The 18083-nt window shown below is 68.6% G+C and carries 18 protein-coding genes; 11 read left to right on the top strand and 7 right to left on the bottom strand.

The window, feature by feature from the left end:
• Positions 1 to 116: 116 nt before the first annotated feature.
• The 5 genes from AC07OA_RS03355 to AC07OA_RS03335 all read right to left on the bottom strand — a co-directional run bounded on the left by AC07OA_RS03355 (position 117) and on the right by AC07OA_RS03335 (position 5602).
• Positions 117 to 2177, bottom strand: a complete 2061-nt coding sequence (locus AC07OA_RS03355) for a TonB-dependent receptor plug domain-containing protein (RefSeq protein WP_494662339.1) — start codon at positions 2175 to 2177, stop codon at positions 117 to 119.
• A 162-nt stretch (positions 2178 to 2339) separates the two neighbouring features.
• A complete protein-coding gene (gene tldD / locus AC07OA_RS03350) occupies positions 2340 to 3770 on the bottom strand; it encodes a metalloprotease TldD (RefSeq protein ID WP_494662338.1) in 1431 nt (476 codons plus the stop codon).
• A gap of 122 nt (positions 3771 to 3892) precedes the next feature.
• Positions 3893 to 4702: a GIN domain-containing protein gene (locus AC07OA_RS03345; protein WP_494662337.1), complete on the bottom strand. Its 810-nt coding sequence runs from the start codon at positions 4700 to 4702 to the stop codon at positions 3893 to 3895.
• 10 nt (positions 4703 to 4712) lie between these two features.
• Positions 4713 to 5279: a DUF1700 domain-containing protein gene (locus AC07OA_RS03340; RefSeq protein ID WP_494662336.1), complete on the bottom strand. Its 567-nt coding sequence runs from the start codon at positions 5277 to 5279 to the stop codon at positions 4713 to 4715.
• The gene (locus AC07OA_RS03335) at positions 5276 to 5602 is read right to left on the bottom strand and encodes a PadR family transcriptional regulator (protein WP_494662335.1); all 327 of its coding nucleotides are present in this window, start codon (positions 5600 to 5602) and stop codon (positions 5276 to 5278) included. The genes AC07OA_RS03340 and AC07OA_RS03335 overlap by 4 nt, the downstream gene beginning before the upstream one ends.
• A gap of 386 nt (positions 5603 to 5988) precedes the next feature.
• Here AC07OA_RS03335 and coxB point away from each other — a divergent pair, with 386 nt between their 5' ends.
• From coxB to AC07OA_RS03285, 10 genes are all read left to right on the top strand, one after another.
• Positions 5989 to 6939, top strand: coding sequence for a cytochrome c oxidase subunit II (coxB, locus tag AC07OA_RS03330; protein WP_494662334.1), 951 nt, complete (start codon positions 5989 to 5991; stop codon positions 6937 to 6939).
• 24 nt (positions 6940 to 6963) lie between these two features.
• Positions 6964 to 8634, top strand: a complete 1671-nt coding sequence (gene ctaD / locus AC07OA_RS03325; protein ID WP_494662333.1) for a cytochrome c oxidase subunit I — start codon at positions 6964 to 6966, stop codon at positions 8632 to 8634.
• A gap of 96 nt (positions 8635 to 8730) precedes the next feature.
• Positions 8731 to 9765: a heme o synthase gene (locus AC07OA_RS03320; RefSeq protein WP_494662332.1), complete on the top strand. Its 1035-nt coding sequence runs from the start codon at positions 8731 to 8733 to the stop codon at positions 9763 to 9765.
• Positions 9762 to 9911 (top strand): cytochrome c oxidase system small membrane protein, encoded by a 150-nt coding sequence (locus tag AC07OA_RS03315; RefSeq protein ID WP_494662331.1) that lies wholly within the window; start codon positions 9762 to 9764, stop codon positions 9909 to 9911. Before AC07OA_RS03320 ends, AC07OA_RS03315 begins: the two co-directional genes overlap by 4 nt.
• Positions 9912 to 9969: 58 nt before the next feature.
• The gene (locus tag AC07OA_RS03310) at positions 9970 to 10608 is read left to right on the top strand and encodes a cytochrome c oxidase assembly protein (protein WP_494662915.1); all 639 of its coding nucleotides are present in this window, start codon (positions 9970 to 9972) and stop codon (positions 10606 to 10608) included.
• Positions 10609 to 10677: 69 nt separating this feature from the next.
• Positions 10678 to 11547, top strand: a complete 870-nt coding sequence (locus AC07OA_RS03305; protein WP_494662330.1) for a cytochrome c oxidase subunit 3 — start codon at positions 10678 to 10680, stop codon at positions 11545 to 11547.
• Positions 11548 to 11616: 69 nt separating this feature from the next.
• Positions 11617 to 11979, top strand: coding sequence for a DUF983 domain-containing protein (locus tag AC07OA_RS03300; protein WP_494662329.1), 363 nt, complete (start codon positions 11617 to 11619; stop codon positions 11977 to 11979).
• Complete coding sequence (locus tag AC07OA_RS03295) at positions 11972 to 12667, top strand: SURF1 family protein (RefSeq protein WP_494662328.1); 696 nt, start codon at positions 11972 to 11974, stop codon at positions 12665 to 12667. Before AC07OA_RS03300 ends, AC07OA_RS03295 begins: the two co-directional genes overlap by 8 nt.
• Positions 12667 to 14064 carry a threonine synthase gene (gene thrC / locus AC07OA_RS03290; protein ID WP_494662327.1) on the top strand — a complete coding sequence of 466 codons (1398 nt, stop codon included), beginning with the start codon at positions 12667 to 12669 and terminating at the stop codon, positions 14062 to 14064. Before AC07OA_RS03295 ends, thrC begins: the two co-directional genes overlap by 1 nt.
• 165 nt (positions 14065 to 14229) lie before the next feature.
• Positions 14230 to 15498, top strand: a complete 1269-nt coding sequence (locus tag AC07OA_RS03285) for a M16 family metallopeptidase (protein ID WP_494662326.1) — start codon at positions 14230 to 14232, stop codon at positions 15496 to 15498.
• On the opposite strand, the gene AC07OA_RS03280 is transcribed toward AC07OA_RS03285, so the two are convergent.
• Positions 15495 to 16769, bottom strand: a complete 1275-nt coding sequence (locus tag AC07OA_RS03280; RefSeq protein WP_494662325.1) for an RNA polymerase sigma factor — start codon at positions 16767 to 16769, stop codon at positions 15495 to 15497. The two genes, AC07OA_RS03285 and AC07OA_RS03280, sit on opposite strands and share 4 nt — an antisense overlap.
• Positions 16770 to 16775: 6 nt before the next feature.
• Positions 16776 to 17204 (bottom strand): YciI family protein, encoded by a 429-nt coding sequence (locus AC07OA_RS03275; protein WP_494662324.1) that lies wholly within the window; start codon positions 17202 to 17204, stop codon positions 16776 to 16778.
• Positions 17205 to 17422: 218 nt separating this feature from the next.
• Here AC07OA_RS03275 and AC07OA_RS03270 point away from each other — a divergent pair, with 218 nt between their 5' ends.
• Entirely contained in the window at positions 17423 to 18067 is a 645-nt protein-coding gene (locus AC07OA_RS03270; protein ID WP_494662323.1) for a hypothetical protein, read from the top strand.
• Positions 18068 to 18083: the final 16 nt, after the last annotated feature.

The raw sequence follows: 18083 nt of genomic DNA, 5'->3' as shown, positions 1-18083 counted from the left end.
TGCGAATACGCATCGCGACGGAGGGGGCGTCCGGCGCGGTGGCCTGACGCCCCCTCCGTCTCGTCGCTGCGCGCCGATCCACCTCCCCCGTTTCACGGGTGAGGAGGGAGAGATTTCTACCCCAGCCGCTTGCGCACCTGGATGAACAGATAGGGCTCGAACGGCAGGGTGCGGTACTCGACCTTGTCGACCACGTTGTCGGCGCGCGAGCCCCTGTAGATTACCCGTTCGCGCGTCACGTTGCGCGAGGTCCAGTTGGACAGGGTGGTACGCACGGTCAGGTCGGCGCTGGGCTTCCACTCGACGAAGCCCTCGAAATACGGCTCGAAGCGGTTGGTGCGGACCTCGTTGTAGCGGAATCGGCTGTTTTCCTGCGCACAGTTGGTGCTGGCGCCCCAGCTCCATTTGCCGCCCGGCATGTCGCGCGTGAAGCTGACGTTGCAGACGAACGGGGTGGCCCCGGTGATGCGGCGCTTCTGCAGGGTGACCGGATCGGTCACCTCGCTGTCGTACCAGCTGAAGCGGGTCTTCAGCTGGCCGCCCGAGATGCCCAGCCGCTGGGTGGGCAGGGTCATGGCGATGACGAACTGGTCCGACCGGCCCGAGCCGATGTTGCTGGGCGCGTCGCCGCCGCCGGACAGGGGCTTGTAGTCGACGACGTCGGAGATCTCGGCGTGGGTCAGGGTGGCCGAGATCGAGCCCGCGCCCCAGAACCGCCGCTCCCAGGCCACCTCGCCCACCCACGAGCGGCTGGGTTCCAGATTGGCGTCGGCGCCGTCCTGGCTGCCGGCCACCAGGTCGGCCGAGGCGACGAAGTCGCTGAAGTTCAGCTGGCCGACCTCGCGCTCGACCCGCAGGCGCAGCTGGTCGACGCTGTTGGGGCTCCAGGTCATCAGCACCCGGGGCTTGGGATAGAAGAAGGTGCGCTCCAGGTCCGTGCCGCCGCTCTGGCTGATGCGCGAGACCTCCATCCGCGCGCCGGCCTCGATGGTCAGCTTGGGATTGGCGCGCCAGACGGCCTTGCCGGCCGCTTCGCTGCGCAGTTCCTCGACCTTCACGTGCGGGTCGCCGATGTCGACCGGCGCGCCGTTGGCGGTATAGCGCACGGTCTCGTCCAGGAAGTTGTAGGCGCCCTCCAGGCTGCCTTCCAGCGACAGGGTGTCGGACCGCCGCTGCTTGACCTCGCCGCGCAGGATCGATTCGCCGGTCTTGCTGTGGTCGTAATAGATCTCGGCCCGGCCGGGCGCGGCGAAGGTCGAGCCATAGGTCTCGTCGCCCAGGTTCTGCAGGAACACCAGCTGCAGGTCGGTGCGGGGCGAGAGCTTGCGGTCGTAGCGGGCGCCGAACTCGCCGGTCCAGTTCTCGTCGGTCTCGCCGCTGTCCTGGCGGCCGGTCACGGGCTGGATCTGGCTGTAGACGACGTCGCGGTCGAACGAGAAGTACTCGACCTTGCCGTTGACCCTGAGTTTCCCGCCCAGGGCGGCGCGTTGCACGGCCCCGCGCGCGACGTAGTTCTGGATCTGATCGTAGCCCTTGAGGGACTCCTTGATGGTCGGGCGGCCGTCCGGGAAGCTGGTCACCCGCGAGCCGCCGTCGAAGGTCTGGTCGGTGCGGTCGATGGTGGCCAAGAGCGAGCCTTCCAGCTCGTTGATCCCGTCGCGGCGCGAGGCCTGGAATTCCAGCAGCGGGCCGAAGAAGCCGTCCGGATAGAGATAGGTCTGGATGTTGGCGACCTTCTCGACCTGGACGGTCGACTTGATCACCACATTGGCCAGGATCGTGCGGCCCTGCATGTCGATGCCCGGCGCGCCGCCGCGGATCAGCTCCACGCGGTCGACCGCCGTGGCCGAAATCCGCTTGAGGATGGCCTCCAGGTTCTCGCTCTTGGTGGTGGGGCGCTCGCCGTTGATCAGCACATTGCCGGCGGTGCCGGCGAAGCCGCGCGCGTCGCTGCCGCTGTCCATGCGGAAGCCGGGCAGGCGGGCGATCATGTCGAGGGCCGTGCTCGGGCGCTGTTCGGCGAAGAAGCTGGGCGGGTAGCTGATCACCCCGCGCTCGACCTCGACGGTCTGGGCGGCGGGGGCGGGGACCTGCGGCGTAGCGGCCTGGTCCTGGCCGGCCAGGGCGGCCTCCGGAGCGGTCAGGCTCAGGGCGATGACGACGGACGCAAGACTCATGACGCGGATACCCCCAAAGCCCCCGCTTTGTTGGCCGCGACCCTGTCGATGCGAGGACGCTGGAGCTAGTTACAAAACCGAAAGGTAGGTTACATTTGTGAAATGTTTCCGCCGATCACCTTGCGGGCGGGCGGAAACATCCAAGTTCACAAGGGTTCGCGGCTAGACCGCCGTGCCGCCCACCGTCAGGCCGGTGATCTTCAGCGACGGCTGGCCCACGCCCACTGGCACGCCCTGGCCCTGCTTGCCGCAGACGCCGATGCCGGGGTCGAAGTCGAAGTCGTTGCCGATCATGGTCACGCGGGTCAGGGCCGACGGGCCGTCGCCGATCAGGGTGGCGCCCTTGACCGGAGCGGTGATCTTGCCGTCCTCGACGAGGTAGGCCTCGGTGCACTGGAAGACGAACTTGCCGTTGGTGATGTCCACCTGGCCGCCGCCGAAATTGGCGCAGTAGAGGCCCTTCTTCATCGAGGCGATCATCTCGGCCGGGTCGTCGTTACCCGCCAGCATGCCGGTGTTGGTCATGCGCGGCATGGGCATGTGGGCGTAGGACTGGCGGCGGCCGTTGCCGGTGGCCTGCATGCCCATCAGGCGCGCGCTCATGCGGTCATGCATGTAGCCGACCAGAATTCCGTCCTCGATCAGCACGGTGCGCTCGGTGGGGGTGCCCTCGTCGTCGATGGTCAGCGAACCTCGGCGACCGGGGATCGAGCCGTCGTCGAACACGGTCACGCCCTTGGCCGCGACGCGCTCGCCGATGCGGCCGGAGAAGGCGCTGATGCCCTTGCGGTTGAAGTCGCCTTCCAGGCCGTGGCCAACAGCTTCGTGCAGCAGCACGCCGTTCCAGCCGGGGCCCAGCACCACGTCCATCTCGCCGGCCGGGCAGGCCACGGCGTCGAGATTGACCAGGGCCATGCGCAGGGCCTCGTCGACCTGGTCCTGCCACTTGTCGGGGCTGATCCAGGCGGAGAAGCCGGCGCGGCCGCCGGCCCCGGACGAGCCGCTCTCGCGCTTGCCGTCCTTCTCGACCGTGACCTGGACATTGACCCGCACCAGCGGACGCACGTCGCGCAGCAGCCGGCCGTCGGCGCGCAGGATCTCGACCACGCGGCGCTCGCCGGCCATCGAGGCCATCACCTGGACGACGCGCGGATCGCGGGCCCGGGCGAAGGCGTCGATCTCCTGCAGCAGGGCGACCTTCTCGGAGAAGGCGGGGGAGGCGACCGGATCGTCCTCGCCATAGAGCTTTTCGTTGGTGGCGCGCGGGGCTTCGGCGTGGACCCCGGCATAGCCGCGACGGGCCAGCTTGGCCGAATCGGCGGCGCGGCCGAGGGCGGCTTCGGAAATCTCGGCGGAGTGGGCGTAGCCGGCCGTCTCGCCGGCCACCACGCGCAGGCCGAAGCCCTCGCCCGAATCGTAGGAGGCGCTCTTCAGCCGGCCGTCGTCGAACACGAAGGCTTCGCTCTCGGAGCGCTCGAGGAACAGCTCGCCGTCGTCGGCGCCGGCCAGGGCCTCGCCCAGGATGGCGCGGGCGCGCTCGGGGTCGACATTGGCCGAGGCGAGCAGGGAAGGGGCGGAGATGGGAGCGGTCATGGGCTTACAGGTAGGCGTTTCGTCCGCCTTCGTCATCACCCCGGCGACGATTCGACGCCGGGAAACGCCGGGATGCCAGTCTCCTCACCCGTTTCACGGGTGAGGAGGGACGGCGCTCGGCTTTACCAGTCCTGATGCACTTCGCCGGAGCCGGCGACGTTGGAGTTCAGGACGGTGGGCTTTTCGGTCAGATAGACGTCGCCGCTGCCGGCCAGGTCGATCTGGGCCATGCCCTTGGGCGCTACGTGGACCTCGCCGCTGCCGGCCACGGCGATCTTGGCGTCGCCGGTCTCGAGGCTGCGCAGGTCGGCCTCGCCCGAGCCGGAGACCTGCAGCTCGACCTTCTTGGTCTTGCCCTGGGCCTCGACATTGCCGCTGCCGTTGATCGACAGGGCCAGGTCGGGCTGGTCGTAGGCCTTCAGATAGAGGTCGCCGCTGCCGTTCAGGGTGAAGGATCGCACGGCCGGGGCGGTGATCTCGATCGACAGGCGGTCGTCGCCGCCGCCCGTCAGATAGACGCCGTGGCCGTTGATCTTGAACGACGCGCCGCCGCCGACCGAGTCCTTGAGGCCCAGGCGGCCGTTCTCGATCACCACCAGGTCGACCAGGCGCTTGGGGCCCGAGACCTTGACCGCGGCGCCGGCGCCGGGAGCGGCCTGGGTGTAGATGACGTCGGCGGGGACGTCGATCTGCAGGGCCTCGCCGCCGGCCCAGGCGATGTCGCGGACGGTCTCTTCGCCGTTGTCGACCCGGGTCGAGCCGGGGCCGATGTGGACGCGGTCGTTATGGTCGTCGACATCGACGTGCCAGTCGGCGGGGAAGCTCCAGCCGTGCTGGAGGATGTCGCGGCCGCCGAGGGCGAAGGCCCCGGCGAAGCAGCCGACGCAGAGCACGAAGCTGGCGACGGCGACGATGGTCAGGTTGCGGATCATGACGGTCCCCTCAGACCTGGGTTTCGATGGCCGGCTTCAGCAGCCGGTAGTGAAGGCGGCCGAACCAGACCAGGCCGTTGACCAGCCAGATCGTCAGCAGGGTGGTGACGGCGGCCAGGGCCGTGGCCATGGCCATCAGGCCGATGCCCAGCAGGAAGGCCACGGCCGGGCCGCCGGGCGGTCCGGCGAAGGGACCCACGGTGGTCACCACGCCGCCGGCCACGAAGATGCCGATGGCGGCCATGAAGAAGGCGAACAGCGTGCCCAGCACCCCCATCAGCAGGGGCAGCAGGAACAGGATGTCGATCGCGCCCAGGCCCAGTATGGCGAATATCGCCCCGGCGGCGGCGGACGGGTTCTTGGTCTCCTCCCAGCGCTTGACGCCCTGCTCGGCGCGCTGTTCGCGGGCCAGGCGTTCGGGCTCGCCCAGGGCGGCGGCCACTTCGCTTTCGCTGCGGCCGGCCGACTGGGCCTCGTCGAAATGGGCCTCGTAATCGGCGACGATGTCGGCGATCTGGGCGGCGGGCAGGCCGGCCAGGGCGCGCTTGAGGCGGGTGAGGAATTCGGCGCGCGTCATGCGGCGGCTCCCAGGATGTGGTCGACGGCCGAGACGAAGGCCGCCCATTCGGCCTTCTGGGCCGTGAAGCTGCTGCGCCCGGCGGGCGTCAGGCGGTAATATTTGCGTGGCGGGCCGCTCTGGGATTCCACCAGATAGGTCTCGACCAGACCGTCCGACTGCATGCGGCGCATCAGCGGATAGATCGTCCCTTCCCCCATATCGATGTCCTTGGCGAGCTGGCTGGCGATTTCGTAGGCGTAGCTGTCGGCCTTCGACAGCAGGGCCAGCACGCACAGCCCCAGCACGCCCTTCTTCAATTGTACTTCGATGGTTTCGGTCACGGCGTTCGGTTCCCGTTGCTGAGCACCCTTGTGACGCAAGGTAGTGTCCATTGCAAGGTAGCTGTCATTACATGTTAGTAATGGTACGTAAGCCGGAAGGGGCCTGAAATCGGGCTGGAGGGGGAGTTGTTGAGAGCGGTTCTCAGCTAGGGCGCCCGGGCTTCACGCATGGCGTCCGGGCGAACGCCTCTGGCGCTTGGCAACGAGGATTTGAGCGCGTATGCACGCCAGCGACCGGCCAGAGACGCCGGGGCCAAACCTTCGATTCCTCGTCGCCTGACGAAGTCGATTGCCTAAGCCCCGTGTCGCTGGTCGTATTGTGCATGTCGGCGCGGCGTGGGGTTCATCGCGACGCCAAATCGCCGCCGAAACGGGCCGTGAGGGATATGAAGGCGCAAATTCAGGGGATGCGGCGGATGTTGGCGGGCGTAGCCTCCGTCGCCGCCACGACGATGGCCCTTTCGGGCGTGTTCGCGGGGGAAGCTCTCGCCAAGAGCGCGGATCTGCTGGGGCAGCCCACGCCGGGCGGGATCGATCTGCAGCCGGCGGCCTCGCCGCTGAAGCACCACGCGATCTGGTTCCACAACGGCGTCCTGATGCCGATCATCACGGCCATCACGCTGCTGGTGCTGGGCCTGCTGATCTGGATCGCCATCCGCTACAACGCCAAGGCCAACCCGGTCCCGGCCAAGTTCAGCCACAACACCACCATCGAGATCATCTGGACGGTCGTGCCGGTGGTGATCCTGATGGTCATCGCCATCTTCTCGTTCCGGCTGTTGTTCGACTACAACAACATGCCCAAGCCCTACATGACGATCAAAGCCACGGGTAACCAGTGGAACTGGTCGTACGAGTATCCCGACCAGAAGATCGGCGAGTTCATCGCCATCCCGCTGACCAAGGAAGAGGCCGACGCCAAGGGCGTTCCCTACCTCCTGGCCACCGACAAGCCGGTGGTCGTGCCGGTCAACCAGGTGGTCCGCGTGATCGTCACCGGTTCGGACGTCATCCACGCCTTCGCCCTGCCGGCGTTCGGCCTGAAGACCGACGCCATCCCGGGCCGCCTGAACGAGACCTGGTTCAAGGCCGAGAAGGTCGGCACCTATTACGGCGAATGCTCGGAGCTGTGCGGCAGCGAGCACTCCAACATGCCCATCGAGATCAAGGTGGTCAGCCAGGCCGAGTTCGACGCCTGGGTCGCGTCCAAGACCGCCCCGCCGGCCGCTCCGGCCCCGGCCGCCGCCGCTCCGGCGGCCGCCGCCCCCGCCGCTGCGACTCCGGCCGCCGCTCCCGCTTCCGCTCCGGCCGCGGCTCCCGCCGCGCCGGCGGCCTAAGATACGATTGCAGGATTAAGTCCGATGGCTCACGCCGCTGACAATCATCACGACGCCGCGCACGACGACGCGGACCACAAGCCGCCCTTCTTCCAGCGTTGGTTCTTCTCGACCAACCACAAGGACATCGGCACGCTCTACATCCTGTTCGCCATCATGGCGGGCCTGGTCGGCGGCGCCCTGTCGGGCCTGATCCGCTGGGAACTGGCCGAGCCGGGCATCCAGATCTTCGGTCCGGGCTCGTCGATCAACCTGATGGGCATCATCGAGCAGTCCAAGCACGGCTATAACGCCGTGGTCACCGCCCACGCCCTGATCATGATCTTCTTCATGGTCATGCCGGCGATGATCGGCGGTTACGGCAACTGGTTCGTGCCGATCATGATCGGCGCGCCGGACATGGCCTTCCCGCGGATGAACAACATCTCGTTCTGGCTGCTGGTGGCCGCCTGGGTCCTGCTGATCAGCTCGATGTTCGTCAGCGGCGGCGCCGAGGGCAACGGCTTCGGCGGCGGCTGGACGATCTATCCGCCGCTCTCGACCACCGGCCACACCGGCCCGTCGATGGACCTGGCGATCCTGGCCCTCCACCTGGCCGGCGCTTCGTCGATCCTGGGCGCGATCAACTTCATCACCACGATCTTCAACATGCGCGCGCCGGGCATGACCCTGCACCGCATGCCGCTGTTCGCCTGGTCGGTGCTGATCACCGCCTTCCTGCTGCTGCTGTCGCTGCCCGTGCTGGCCGGCGCCATCACCATGCTGCTGACCGACCGCAACTTCGGCACCCACTTCTTCGACCCGACCAACGGCGGCGACCCCGTCATGTTCCAGCACCTGTTCTGGTTCTTCGGTCACCCGGAAGTGTACATCCTGATCCTGCCGGGCTTCGGCATCATCAGCCACATCGTCTCGACCTTCTCCAAGAAGCCGATCTTCGGCTACCTGGCGATGGCCTACGCCATGGTCGCCATCGGCTTCGTCGGCTTCATCGTGTGGGCCCACCACATGTACACCGTCGGCATGAGCATCAACCTGCGCGCCTACTTCGTGGCCGCCACGATGGTCATCGCGGTGCCCACCGGCGTGAAGATCTTCTCGTGGATCGCCACGATGTGGGGCGGGTCGATCAGCTTCAAGGTGCCCATGCTGTGGGCGATCGGCTTCATCTTCCTGTTCACCGTCGGCGGCGTGACCGGCGTGGTCCTGTCGAACGCCGGCATCGACTACAGCCTGCACGACACCTACTACGTGGTCGCTCACTTCCACTACGTGCTGTCGCTGGGCGCGGTGTTCGCCATCTTCGCCGGCTTCTTCTACTGGTTCGAGAAGATGTGGGGCGTGAAGTACAACGAGTTCCTGGCCTGCGCGCAGTTCTGGATCATGTTCTTCGGCGTGAACCTGATCTTCTTCCCGCAGCACTTCCTGGGCCTGCAGGGCATGCCGCGTCGCTATGTCGACTATCCGGTGGCCTTCGAGAAGTGGAACTACTGGTCGTCGATCGGCTACGCCGTGACCGCCGTCGGCGTGGTGATCTTCCTGATCGTCCTGATCGAAGCCGCCATCCGTCGCCGCAAGGCCGAGGCCAATCCGTGGGGCGAAGGCGCCACCACCCTGGAATGGACCCTGTCCTCGCCGCCGCCGTTCCACCAGTTCAGCGATCCGCCGGTCATCAAGGCCGACGACCACCACTGATCCTGGCGGTTTAGAACCCAAAGCGCGGGGGCGCGGGTCGGACGAAAGTCCAGCCCGCGCCCTTCGCCCATCCAGACCTGAAGACCCTTAAGTAAAATGGCCCGCTCCACCGTCCTGACCCCCGAAGACGAGGCGACCGCATCGGTCCGCCACGCCCGCTGGCAGGACTATTTCCAGCTGATGAAGCCCCGGGTGATGTCGCTGGTGGTGTTCACCGCGCTGACGGGCCTCCTGGCCGCCCGCACGCCGATCCATCCGCTGCTGGCGGTGGTGGCGGTGTTCTGCATCGCCGTCGGGGCCGGGGCCTCGGGCGCGCTGAACATGTGGTACGACGCCGACATCGACGCCAAGATGCGCCGCACGCGCGGCCGGCCGGTGCCCGCGGGCCTGGTCAAGGGCGAGGAAGCCGCCACCCTGGGCGTGGTGCTCTCGCTGCTGTCGGTGATGCTGATGGGCATGGCCATCAACTGGCTGGCCGCGGGCCTGCTGGCCTTCACCATCCTGTTCTACGCCGTGGTCTACACCATGTGGCTCAAGCGCTGGACGGCCCAGAACATCGTCATCGGCGGTCTCGCCGGCGCCCTGCCGCCCGCCATCGGCTGGGCGGCCGCCACGGGCCACGCGCCGCTGAACGCCTGGCTGATGGTGCTGATCATCTTCCTGTGGACCCCGCCGCACTTCTGGGCTCTGTCGCTCTACATCTCGACCGACTACGCCAAGGCCGGCGTGCCGATGCTGCCGGTGGTGAAGGGCGCCAAGGAAACCCGCAAGCAGGTCCTGCTCTACAGCCTGATCCTGATCCCGGTCTGCATCGCCCCGGTGTTCACCGGCCTGGGCGGCTGGCTGTACCTGGCCGTCTCGGGCCTGGGCGGCCTGGTGTTCCTGACCCTGGCCCTGCGGGTGTTCCGCGGCACGGCCGGCGACGCCGCCGACCCGCGCCCCGCCGACCGCGACCTCTACGAGGTCAAGGACGAGGCCCCCGCCACCGACGGCGCCAAGCTCAAGCTTTCGGGCGGGGCCAAGGACGCCCGCAATCTGTTCGCCTTCTCGATCCTGTATCTGTTCGCCCTGTTCGCCGCCCTGCTGGCCGAGGCGGTGCTGGGCCTTAAAGTCCTGGAGTTGCCGCTATGACCCCCCGTAAGGACGTCGATCCGGCCGTCAAGGCGCGCAACAGCCGCAATATCGCCCTGGCGCTGGGCCTGGTGGCCTTCGTGGTGCTGGTCTTCGTGATCACCCTGGTGAAGCTGGGAGGCAATGTTGCCCAACCCCACTTCTAAGGGGCCCACTTCTAAGGGCCCCACTTCTGACGGTCTTTCCGACGAAGACCGGCGCAAGATCGAGCAGGACAACCTGGTCGGCACGGCCGAGCGTCCCAAGAAGCGCAGCCACCTGAAGGTGGCGGTGATCTGCGGCGTGGCCTTCTTCGGCATGGTCGGCGCGGCCTACGCCGCCGTCCCGCTGTACAAGCTGTTCTGCCAGGTCACCGGCTTCGACGGCACCGTCCGCAAGGCCGTGGCCAAGCCCAGCAAGGTGCTGGACCGCAAGATCGAGATCCGCTTCGACGCCAATGTCCGCACCCTGCCCTGGGACTTCCAGCCCATGCAGATCAGCCAGGACGTCCGCATCGGCGACACGGGGCTGGCCTTCTACAAGGTCACCAACAAGAGCGACAAGCCGCTGACCGGCCGGGCGCTGTACAACGTGGTGCCCGAGACCGCCGGGCCGTACTTCCAGAAGCTGGAATGCTTCTGCTTCTCCAACCAGACCATCGAGCCCGGCCAGACGGTCGAGTTCCCCGTGGTCTATTTCGTCGATCCCAAGTTCGTCGACGATCCGGACACCAAGGACAAGTCGTCGATCACCTTGTCCTACACCTTTTTTCCGGCCGAACCTGACGCGGCCGGGGCGAAACAGGCGGCGATGACGCCGCGCATCGTTCAACCCCTTGGCGGCAAGCCGTCGGGGGCGCTATAGCGTTCAACACAGCGCGTCGGCGGGGGAACTGGCCGGCGCGTCGCGAGGGAATAAAGGGTTAGCACGCACATGGCCGGCGCCGTCAAACACGACTATCACATCCTGCCCCCCAGCCCGTGGCCGTTCGTCGGCTCGGCCTCGGCCACGGTCATGGCCATCGGCCTGATCGCCTGGATCAAGGGCGGCGTCTTCGGCATCGAGAAGGGCCAGTGGTGGCTGTTCGCGACCGGCCTGGCCGGCGTGCTCTACACGATGTTCGGCTGGTGGCGCGACGTCATCAAGGAAGCCAACGCCGGCGACCACACCCCGGTCGTCTCGATCGGCCTGCGCTACGGCATGGTGCTGTTCATCGCCTCGGAAGTGATGTTCTTCGTCGCCTGGTTCTGGATCTTCTTCGAGATGGCCCTGTTCCATCATCACCGGACCCTGTCGGGCCTGGAAGAAGTCCGCACCGCCTGGGCCACCTGGCCGCCCGCCGGCGTCGAGACCGTCTCGCCCTGGCACCTGCCGCTGGTCAACACCCTGACCCTGCTGCTGTCGGGCACGACCATCACCTGGTCGCACCACGCCCTGCAGCAAGGCGACCGCAAGGGCGCCAAGTGGGGCCTGATCCTGACCATCCTGCTGGGCGCGCTGTTCACGACCATCCAGATCTACGAATACGCCCACATCAACCACGAGCACCTGTTCTACTCGGAAGCGGCCGCCAGCTCGGGCCTGTACGGCTCGACCTTCTTCCTGGCCACCGGCTTCCACGGCTTCCACGTGTTCGTCGGCACCCTGTTCCTGATCGTCTGCCTGATCCGTCTGCTGAACGGGGCCTTCACGCCCAAGCAGCACTTCGGCTTCGAGGCCGCCGCCTGGTACTGGCACTTCGTGGACGTGGTCTGGCTGTTCCTGTTCGCCTTCGTCTACGTGGTCTTTGGCGCGAGCCACTAGATCCAACGCTTCGAGAGGGCCCGGAACGCCAGATGGTGTTCCGGGCCTTTTTCTTTTCAGGACCCGCCCATGAGCCAAGTGAATCCCTATCTCGCCGGCGCGACCGGTCATTGCCCGCACTGCGGCGAGGGGATGCTGTTCGACGGGTTCTTGAAGGTTTCCAAGACCTGCGAGGCCTGCGGCTTCGACCTGGGCGCCCACGAGACGGGCGACGGCGCCTCGACCTTCGTGATCCTGATCGCCGGCTTCCTGTGCGCCTTCGGGGCGCTGTTCTCGATGTTCGCCTGGGGCTGGCCGGTGTGGCTGCTGCTGCTGGTCTGGCTGCCGGTCACCCTGGCGGCGAGCCTGGGCCTGATGCGGCCAGCCAAGGGCCTGATGGTCGCCGCCCACATCGCCAACAACGCCTCCGAGGCCGGCCGCCGCGATGTCTGACGCTCCGAAGAAAGCCGGCTTTCCCTTCGGCCTGACGATCGCTGCGCTGATCGCCTTCGCCATCCTCTGCGGCCTGGGGACCTGGCAGGTCCAGCGCCTGCACTGGAAGGAAGACCTGCTGGCGCGGCTCGACAAGCTGAAGGTCGCTCCGCCCGTGCCGCTGGGCCCGGTCCTGGCCGCCGCCGCCAAGGGGCAGGACGTATCCTGGACCCGGGTCGAGACCGATTGCCGGCCCGCGCCGCCACCGCCCTCGGGGCTGGTTCCGCTGGTCTATGGCGTGCGCGAGGGCGACATCGTCTGGCGCGCCCAGGCGGTCTGCCAGATCGCGGGCGCGCCGAACGACACCATCCTGGTGGACCTGGGCGTGGTCGACGCCCTGACAGGCCAGCCGACCCCGCCCGTCTTCGACAGCCCCATGCCCGCCCACGTGGTCGGCGTGCTGGCCAACTACCGGCAACTGGGCGGCGACGAGCGCAAGCACATCATCGAAACCGCCATGGGCGACAAGCCCGCGCTCTACGTGCTGATGGCCGAGCAGGTCTCGCCCAAGGTCGCCGGCGTCACCCCCGCGCCCCTACCGGCAGAAATTTCCAATCGGCACCTGGAATACGCTCTGACGTGGTTCGGTCTTGCCGTGACCCTGCTGTTTATCTATGCCGCCATGCTCTGGCGGAAGATGAGATCCTGATGCGGTACGTGTCCACGCGGGGCGAGGCCCCTTCGATCGGTTTCCTGGAAGCGGTGCTGGCGGGCCTGGCCCCCGACGGCGGCCTCTACGTGCCCGAGCGTTGGCCCACCTTCACGCCCGAAGAGATCGCCGCCTTCGCCGGCAAGCCCTACGCCGAGGTCGCCGCCGCGGTGATCGGCAAGTTCGTCGGCGACGACCTGCCGGCCGACGACCTGCGCGAGATGTGCGACGAGGCCTATGCCAGCTTCACCCACGCCGCCGTCGTGCCGCTGAAGCAGCTGGCGTCCGGCCGCTACCTGCTGGAGCTGTTCCACGGCCCGACCCTGGCGTTCAAGGATGTTGCGATGCAGCTCCTGGGCCGGCTCTACGACTACGTGCTGTCGCGCCAGTCGCGGACCATGACCATCATCTGCGCCACCTCGGGCGACACCGGCGGCGCGGCCGTCGAGGCCTTCCGCGGCCGCTCCAACGCCCGCATCGTGGCCCTCTTCCCCGAAGGCCGGATCAGCGAGGTCCAGCGCCGGTTCATGACCACGGCCACCGACAAGAACGTCGCCTGCGTCTCGATCCAGGGCTCGTTCGACGACTGCCAGGCCATCGTCAAGCAGGCCTTCTCGGACGACCAGTTCCGTCACGCGGTCGACCTGTCGGGCGTCAACTCGATCAACTGGGCGCGGATCGCCGCCCAGAGCGTCTATTTCTTCACCGCCGCCGTCGCCCTGGGCGCCCCGGCCCGCAAGGTGGCCTTCGTGGTGCCGACGGGCAATTTCGGCGACGCCTACGCCGCCTATGTGGCCGGCCGCATGGGCCTGCCGATCGCCCGCGTGATCGCCGCCACCAACTCCAACGACATCCTGGCCCGCGCCTTCGAGGACGGCCGCTATTCGCGCGGCGCGGTGGCCGCCACCCAGAGCCCGGCCATGGACATCCAGGTGGCCTCCAACTTCGAGCGGCTTTACTTCGAGGCCGTGGGCCGCGACGGCGTCGAGACCGGCCGGGCGTTCCGCGCCTTCGCCGGCACGGGCCTGCTGGACATCCCGCCCAGCGCCCACGCCAAGATGCGCGAGCTCTTCCAGGGCGCGTCGGTCAGCGAGGCCGACACCGCCAAGACCATCCTCTCCACCCTGAACGAGACCGGCGAGGTCATCGACCCCCACACCGCCGTGGGCGTCGCCGCCGCCACGACCCTGCGCCTGGCCGATCCTGCGACGCCGGTGGTGGTGCTGTCGACCGCCCACCCGGCCAAGTTCCCCGAGGCCGTCGCGGCCGCCGCCGGCGTCACCCCGGCCACGCCCCGCGCCACGCCGGACCTCTCCAAGAAGCCGGAAAAGTTCGACCGCCTCCCGGCAGATGCGGAGACGGTGAAGGCCTTCGTGCGGGTGTTCGCGGCGGGCTGATCAGAGCCGGGGACATGCCCTTGCGGCGTGTCCCCACCGCATCCTGGAAGTTCCAGGACGAGAACCTCGGTGACCGATCATGGGGACACGCCGCGAGGGCATGTCCCCGGCCGGCGATCCGCCGCACTGGCGCCGCGGCCCCCGCCCCGCTATGTGCGTGGGCAGATGAACACCTCCACCACTCTCCACACCCTCGAAAACGGCGTTCGCGTCGTCCATGACCCGATGCCGGGCCTGGAGACCATCGCGCTCTCCGTCGTCGCCGGGCGCGGCGCGGCCTACGAGGATCCGGCGCGGTCGGGCTGGTCGCACCTCTTGGAGCACATGGTGTTCAAGGGGGCGGGGAGCCGCTCCTCGCGCGACATCGTCGAGGTGATCGAGGCCGAAGGCGGCCAGGTCAACGCCGCCACCGGCTACGAGCGCACCAGCTTCCAGGTCCGCGCGCTGAAGGGCGGTCTTCCCCTGGGCATGAGCGTGATCTCCGACCTCCTGCTGCGGCCCACCCTCGACGCCGCCGACCTGGCCAAGGAAAAGCAGGTCGTCGCCCAGGAGATCGCCGAGGCCGCCGACGCGCCCGACGACTACGTCTTCGACCTGGTCCAGGCCGCCGCCTGGGGCGACCATCCGCTGGCCCGGCCGATCCTGGGCACGGTCGACAGCGTCAACGCCGCCACGCCCGAGGGCCTGGCCCACTGGCGCGGCCAGCTCTACGCCGCCGACCGCCTGATCGTCGCCGCCAGCGGCGCGGTCGAGCTGGACGAGGTGCTGGACCTGGCCCGCCGCGAATTCGGCTCCATGCCCGCGGCGCACGGCGCCCCGGCCTCCGATCCCGCCGGCTTCGTGGGCGGGCACAGGAGCCAGGCCCGCAAGCTGGAGCAGGCCCACCTGGTGTTCATGCTGCCGGCCGTCAGCGCCCGCGAGGACGACTATTTCGCCCTGCGCATCTTCGCCGAGGCCCTGGGCGGGGGGATGTCGTCGCGCCTGTTCCAGGAGGCCCGCGAGAAGCGCGGTCTGGCCTACAATATCGACGCCTATTCCGACACCTACAGCGACGCCGGGGCCCTGGGGGTCTATGCCGGCTGCGCGGCGGGGGACGCGGCCGAGACCGCCAAGGTCTGCGCCGAGCAGATCGCCCTCCTGGCCCAGCGGATCGACGACGCCGAACTGGCCCGCGCCAAGGCCCAGCTGAAGGCCCACATGTTCATGGCCCGCGAGCAGCCCTTGTCGCGCGCCGAACAGGCCGCCGGCCAGGCCCTGATGTTCGACCGCCTCTACACCCCCGCCGAACTGGCCGAGGCGGTGGACGCCGTCAGCGTCGACGACCTCCAGCGCCTGGGCCGTCTGATCCTGGGCCCTGGCAAGGCCGCCACCGCCGTTCTCGGCGCCAAGGCCGCGCTGAAGGCGGGCGAGACCTTCGGCAAGGCGCTGGGCTAGGGCTCGCCGCCGCACGCCTTGGCGCGCGCCAACAGGAAGTCCCGCTCGCGCGCGTTGCGCGTCAGCCCGGCCGCCGTCTCGAAGGCCGCGCGGGCCTCGGCCAGGCGGCCGATCCGGAACAGCAGGTCGCCCCGCGCCGCCGGCAGGGGCGCGTAGCCGCTCAGGGCGGCCTCGGCGATCTCGTCCACCCGCGCCAGGCCGGCCTCGGGACCGAAGGCCATGCCGTGGGCGATGGCGCGATTGAGATCGATCACGGGGGAGGGGGTGACGACACGCAGCCGGTCGTAGAGGCCCGCGATGCGCGGCCAGTCGGTGTCTTCGGCCCGGCGCGCGCGGGCGTGGCAGGCGGCCAAGGCGGCCTGCAGCACATAGGGACCGTCGCCGCCCAGGGCCTCGGCGCGGGCCAGGGCGTCCAGGCCCCGGCGGATCAACAGTTGGTCCCAGCGCCCGCGATCCTGCTCGAGCAGCGGCACGACGGCGCCGTCCGGCCCGATGCGGGCGGCCAGGCGCGAGGCCTGGATTTCCATCAGGGCCACGAGACCCAGAACTTCAGTGGTCTCCGGAGCATCTCCAGGCATCAACCCGGCCAGCATGCGGCCCAGCCGCCGAGCCTCCAGGCACAGGTCCGGCCGCGTCAGGTCGTCGCCCGCCGTGGCCGCGTAGCCCTCGTTGAAGATCAGATAGACCACCTCCAGCACCGACGGCAGCCGCGCGATCCGCTCGGCGCCGCGCGGCGGCTCGAAGGTCAGGCCGGCCTTGGCGATGGCCTTCTTGGCCCGGCCGATGCGCTGGGCGACGGCCGTCTCGCCGGCCAGGAAGGCGCGGGCGATCTCGTCGGTGGTCAGGCCGCCCACCACCCGCAGGGTCAGGGCCGCGCGGGCGTCGGGCGACAGCATGGGATGGCAGGCGGTGAAGATCAGGCCCAGCAGGTCGTCGCCCAGGTCGTCGTCCATGGCCGCCTCGATCGCCTGGACCGCCTCGTCCGACGCCTCGTCCAGCGTCCGCGCGATCTCTCCATGCTTGCGCTCGCGCATCTTGTCGCGACGCAGCGCGTCGATGGCCCGGCGCTTGGCGACGGCCATCAGCCAGGCGCCCGGATTGGCCGGGACACCGGTGCGGGGCCATTCGGCCAGGGCCGTCACCAGGGCGTCCTGGGCCAGCTCCTCGGCCAGGTCGACGCTGCGCGTTCGCCGCGCCAGGCCCGCGATGAGCCTGGCGCGCTCGATGCGGAAGGTCGCCTCGATCGCCTGGTGCGTCCGGTCCGCCGTCATGCGGCTTCAGGCGACGCCCAGCCTGCCGCGCTCGCCCTCGCGGGGGGCGGTCAGCTCCTCGGGCGGCATGAAGTCGGCCAGGTCCGCCGCCTCGTAGAACGGCCGGATCTCGACCTCGCCATGGCCCGCCGAAGGACTGCGCTTGGCCCAGGCCACGGCCTCGTCCATGTCCTTGACCTCCCAGATCGCGAAGCCGACCACCAGCTCGCGGGCCTCGGCGAACGGTCCGTCGATGACCGTGCGGTCGGCGCCGTCGAAGACGATCCGCTTGGAGTCGGCGCCCGGCTTGAGGCCGGCGGCGGCGATCTGCACCCCGGCCGCGACCAGTTCCTCGGTGAACCGGTCCATCGCCGCGAACGCCTCCAGCACCTCGGGCGTGGGGGGCGCGGTCATGTCCGGTTCCTCGGCGGTCTTCATGAACACCATGACTCGCATCGTCAGTCTCCTTGGCTAGAGCCGGCCCTTGTTGGCGTCTCATCGGGACGACGAACGAGCTTGCGGGAAATCGACAGGGTTTCGGGAAATTTCTTCGCCGGTCGGCTAGTCGCCAAAAGATTGCGCCCTGCAATCTTTCCTTGTGATCGCGCGCCTTTCCAGTCTCAATACACTCGCAAGGCCGTTGGGGGCGGCCTCCTGTCCAAGGAGGTAACCCCATGACCGCGAGATGGATCGCGGCCAGTCTGGCCGTGCTGGCCCTGGCCGCCTGCAACAAGAAAGACGAGCCCAAGCCGCCGCCGCCCGTGGCCGAGACGCCTGCTCCGGCGACGCCCGCCCCCGCGCCGACCCCGGCTCCGGTCGAAACGCCTCCGGCGGCCGAGGTCCCCGTGACGCCCGTGACCCCGCCGCCGGCCGTGACCACGCCCGACGCGCCGGCGACCATCACCTCCACCTACAAGCCGGCGCCCCGGCCCGCGGGTCAGCGCCCGGTCGTCAAGGTGATCAAGCCCAAGCCGATCGTGAAGGTGGTCAAGACCAAGGCCGAGGTCGCCGCCGCGAGCCGGATCGTGGGCAAGTGGCTGCAGCAGAAGAACCGCAAGTTCACCCTGACCTTCACTTCCGACGGCAGGGTCAGGGGCTCGGACGATCCCAAGTTCATCTGGGTCGGTCACTGGGAGGCCCAGCCCGATGGGTCGGTGAAGTTCGACCTGGCGCTGGAAGGATCCGCCGCCAGCAAGAATCCCGACGATAGCCTCAAGGTCACGGCCTATCCGACCCCGGCCACCATCATGGCCGTCGTCCCGCACTGGGGAAAGGACCTGCCGGGCTCGGGCCAGTTCGCCTATGAGCGCGTGAAATAGGCGAAGGGCGGCAAGC

This window comes from Caulobacter sp. GW821-FHT09B08, assembly GCF_059418225.1.
The sequence above is the reverse complement of the archived record's forward strand: the minus strand, read 5'-3'. Positions and strand labels throughout refer to the sequence as shown.

Bases quoted from the DNA above. Each gene is read 5' to 3' on its own strand.
- thrC (WP_494662327.1), top strand. From the start codon at position 12,667: ATGCGGTACGTGTCCACGCGGGGCGAGGCCCCTTCGATCGGTTTCCTG.
- AC07OA_RS03300 (WP_494662329.1), top strand. From the start codon at position 11,617: ATGAGCCAAGTGAATCCCTATCTCGCCGGCGCGACCGGTCATTGCCCG.
- tldD (WP_494662338.1), bottom strand. From the start codon at position 3,770: ATGACCGCTCCCATCTCCGCCCCTTCCCTGCTCGCCTCGGCCAATGTC.
- AC07OA_RS03275 (WP_494662324.1), bottom strand. From the start codon at position 17,204: ATGCGAGTCATGGTGTTCATGAAGACCGCCGAGGAACCGGACATGACC.
- AC07OA_RS03280 (WP_494662325.1), bottom strand. From the start codon at position 16,769: ATGACGGCGGACCGGACGCACCAGGCGATCGAGGCGACCTTCCGCATC.
- coxB (WP_494662334.1), top strand. From the start codon at position 5,989: ATGAAGGCGCAAATTCAGGGGATGCGGCGGATGTTGGCGGGCGTAGCC.
- AC07OA_RS03305 (WP_494662330.1), top strand. From the start codon at position 10,678: ATGGCCGGCGCCGTCAAACACGACTATCACATCCTGCCCCCCAGCCCG.
- AC07OA_RS03295 (WP_494662328.1), top strand. From the start codon at position 11,972: ATGTCTGACGCTCCGAAGAAAGCCGGCTTTCCCTTCGGCCTGACGATC.
- AC07OA_RS03285 (WP_494662326.1), top strand. From the start codon at position 14,230: ATGAACACCTCCACCACTCTCCACACCCTCGAAAACGGCGTTCGCGTC.
- ctaD (WP_494662333.1), top strand. From the start codon at position 6,964: ATGGCTCACGCCGCTGACAATCATCACGACGCCGCGCACGACGACGCG.
- AC07OA_RS03340 (WP_494662336.1), bottom strand. From the start codon at position 5,279: ATGACGCGCGCCGAATTCCTCACCCGCCTCAAGCGCGCCCTGGCCGGC.
- AC07OA_RS03315 (WP_494662331.1), top strand. From the start codon at position 9,762: ATGACCCCCCGTAAGGACGTCGATCCGGCCGTCAAGGCGCGCAACAGC.
- AC07OA_RS03355 (WP_494662339.1), bottom strand. From the start codon at position 2,177: ATGAGTCTTGCGTCCGTCGTCATCGCCCTGAGCCTGACCGCTCCGGAG.
- AC07OA_RS03270 (WP_494662323.1), top strand. From the start codon at position 17,423: ATGACCGCGAGATGGATCGCGGCCAGTCTGGCCGTGCTGGCCCTGGCC.
- AC07OA_RS03345 (WP_494662337.1), bottom strand. From the start codon at position 4,702: ATGATCCGCAACCTGACCATCGTCGCCGTCGCCAGCTTCGTGCTCTGC.
- AC07OA_RS03320 (WP_494662332.1), top strand. From the start codon at position 8,731: ATGGCCCGCTCCACCGTCCTGACCCCCGAAGACGAGGCGACCGCATCG.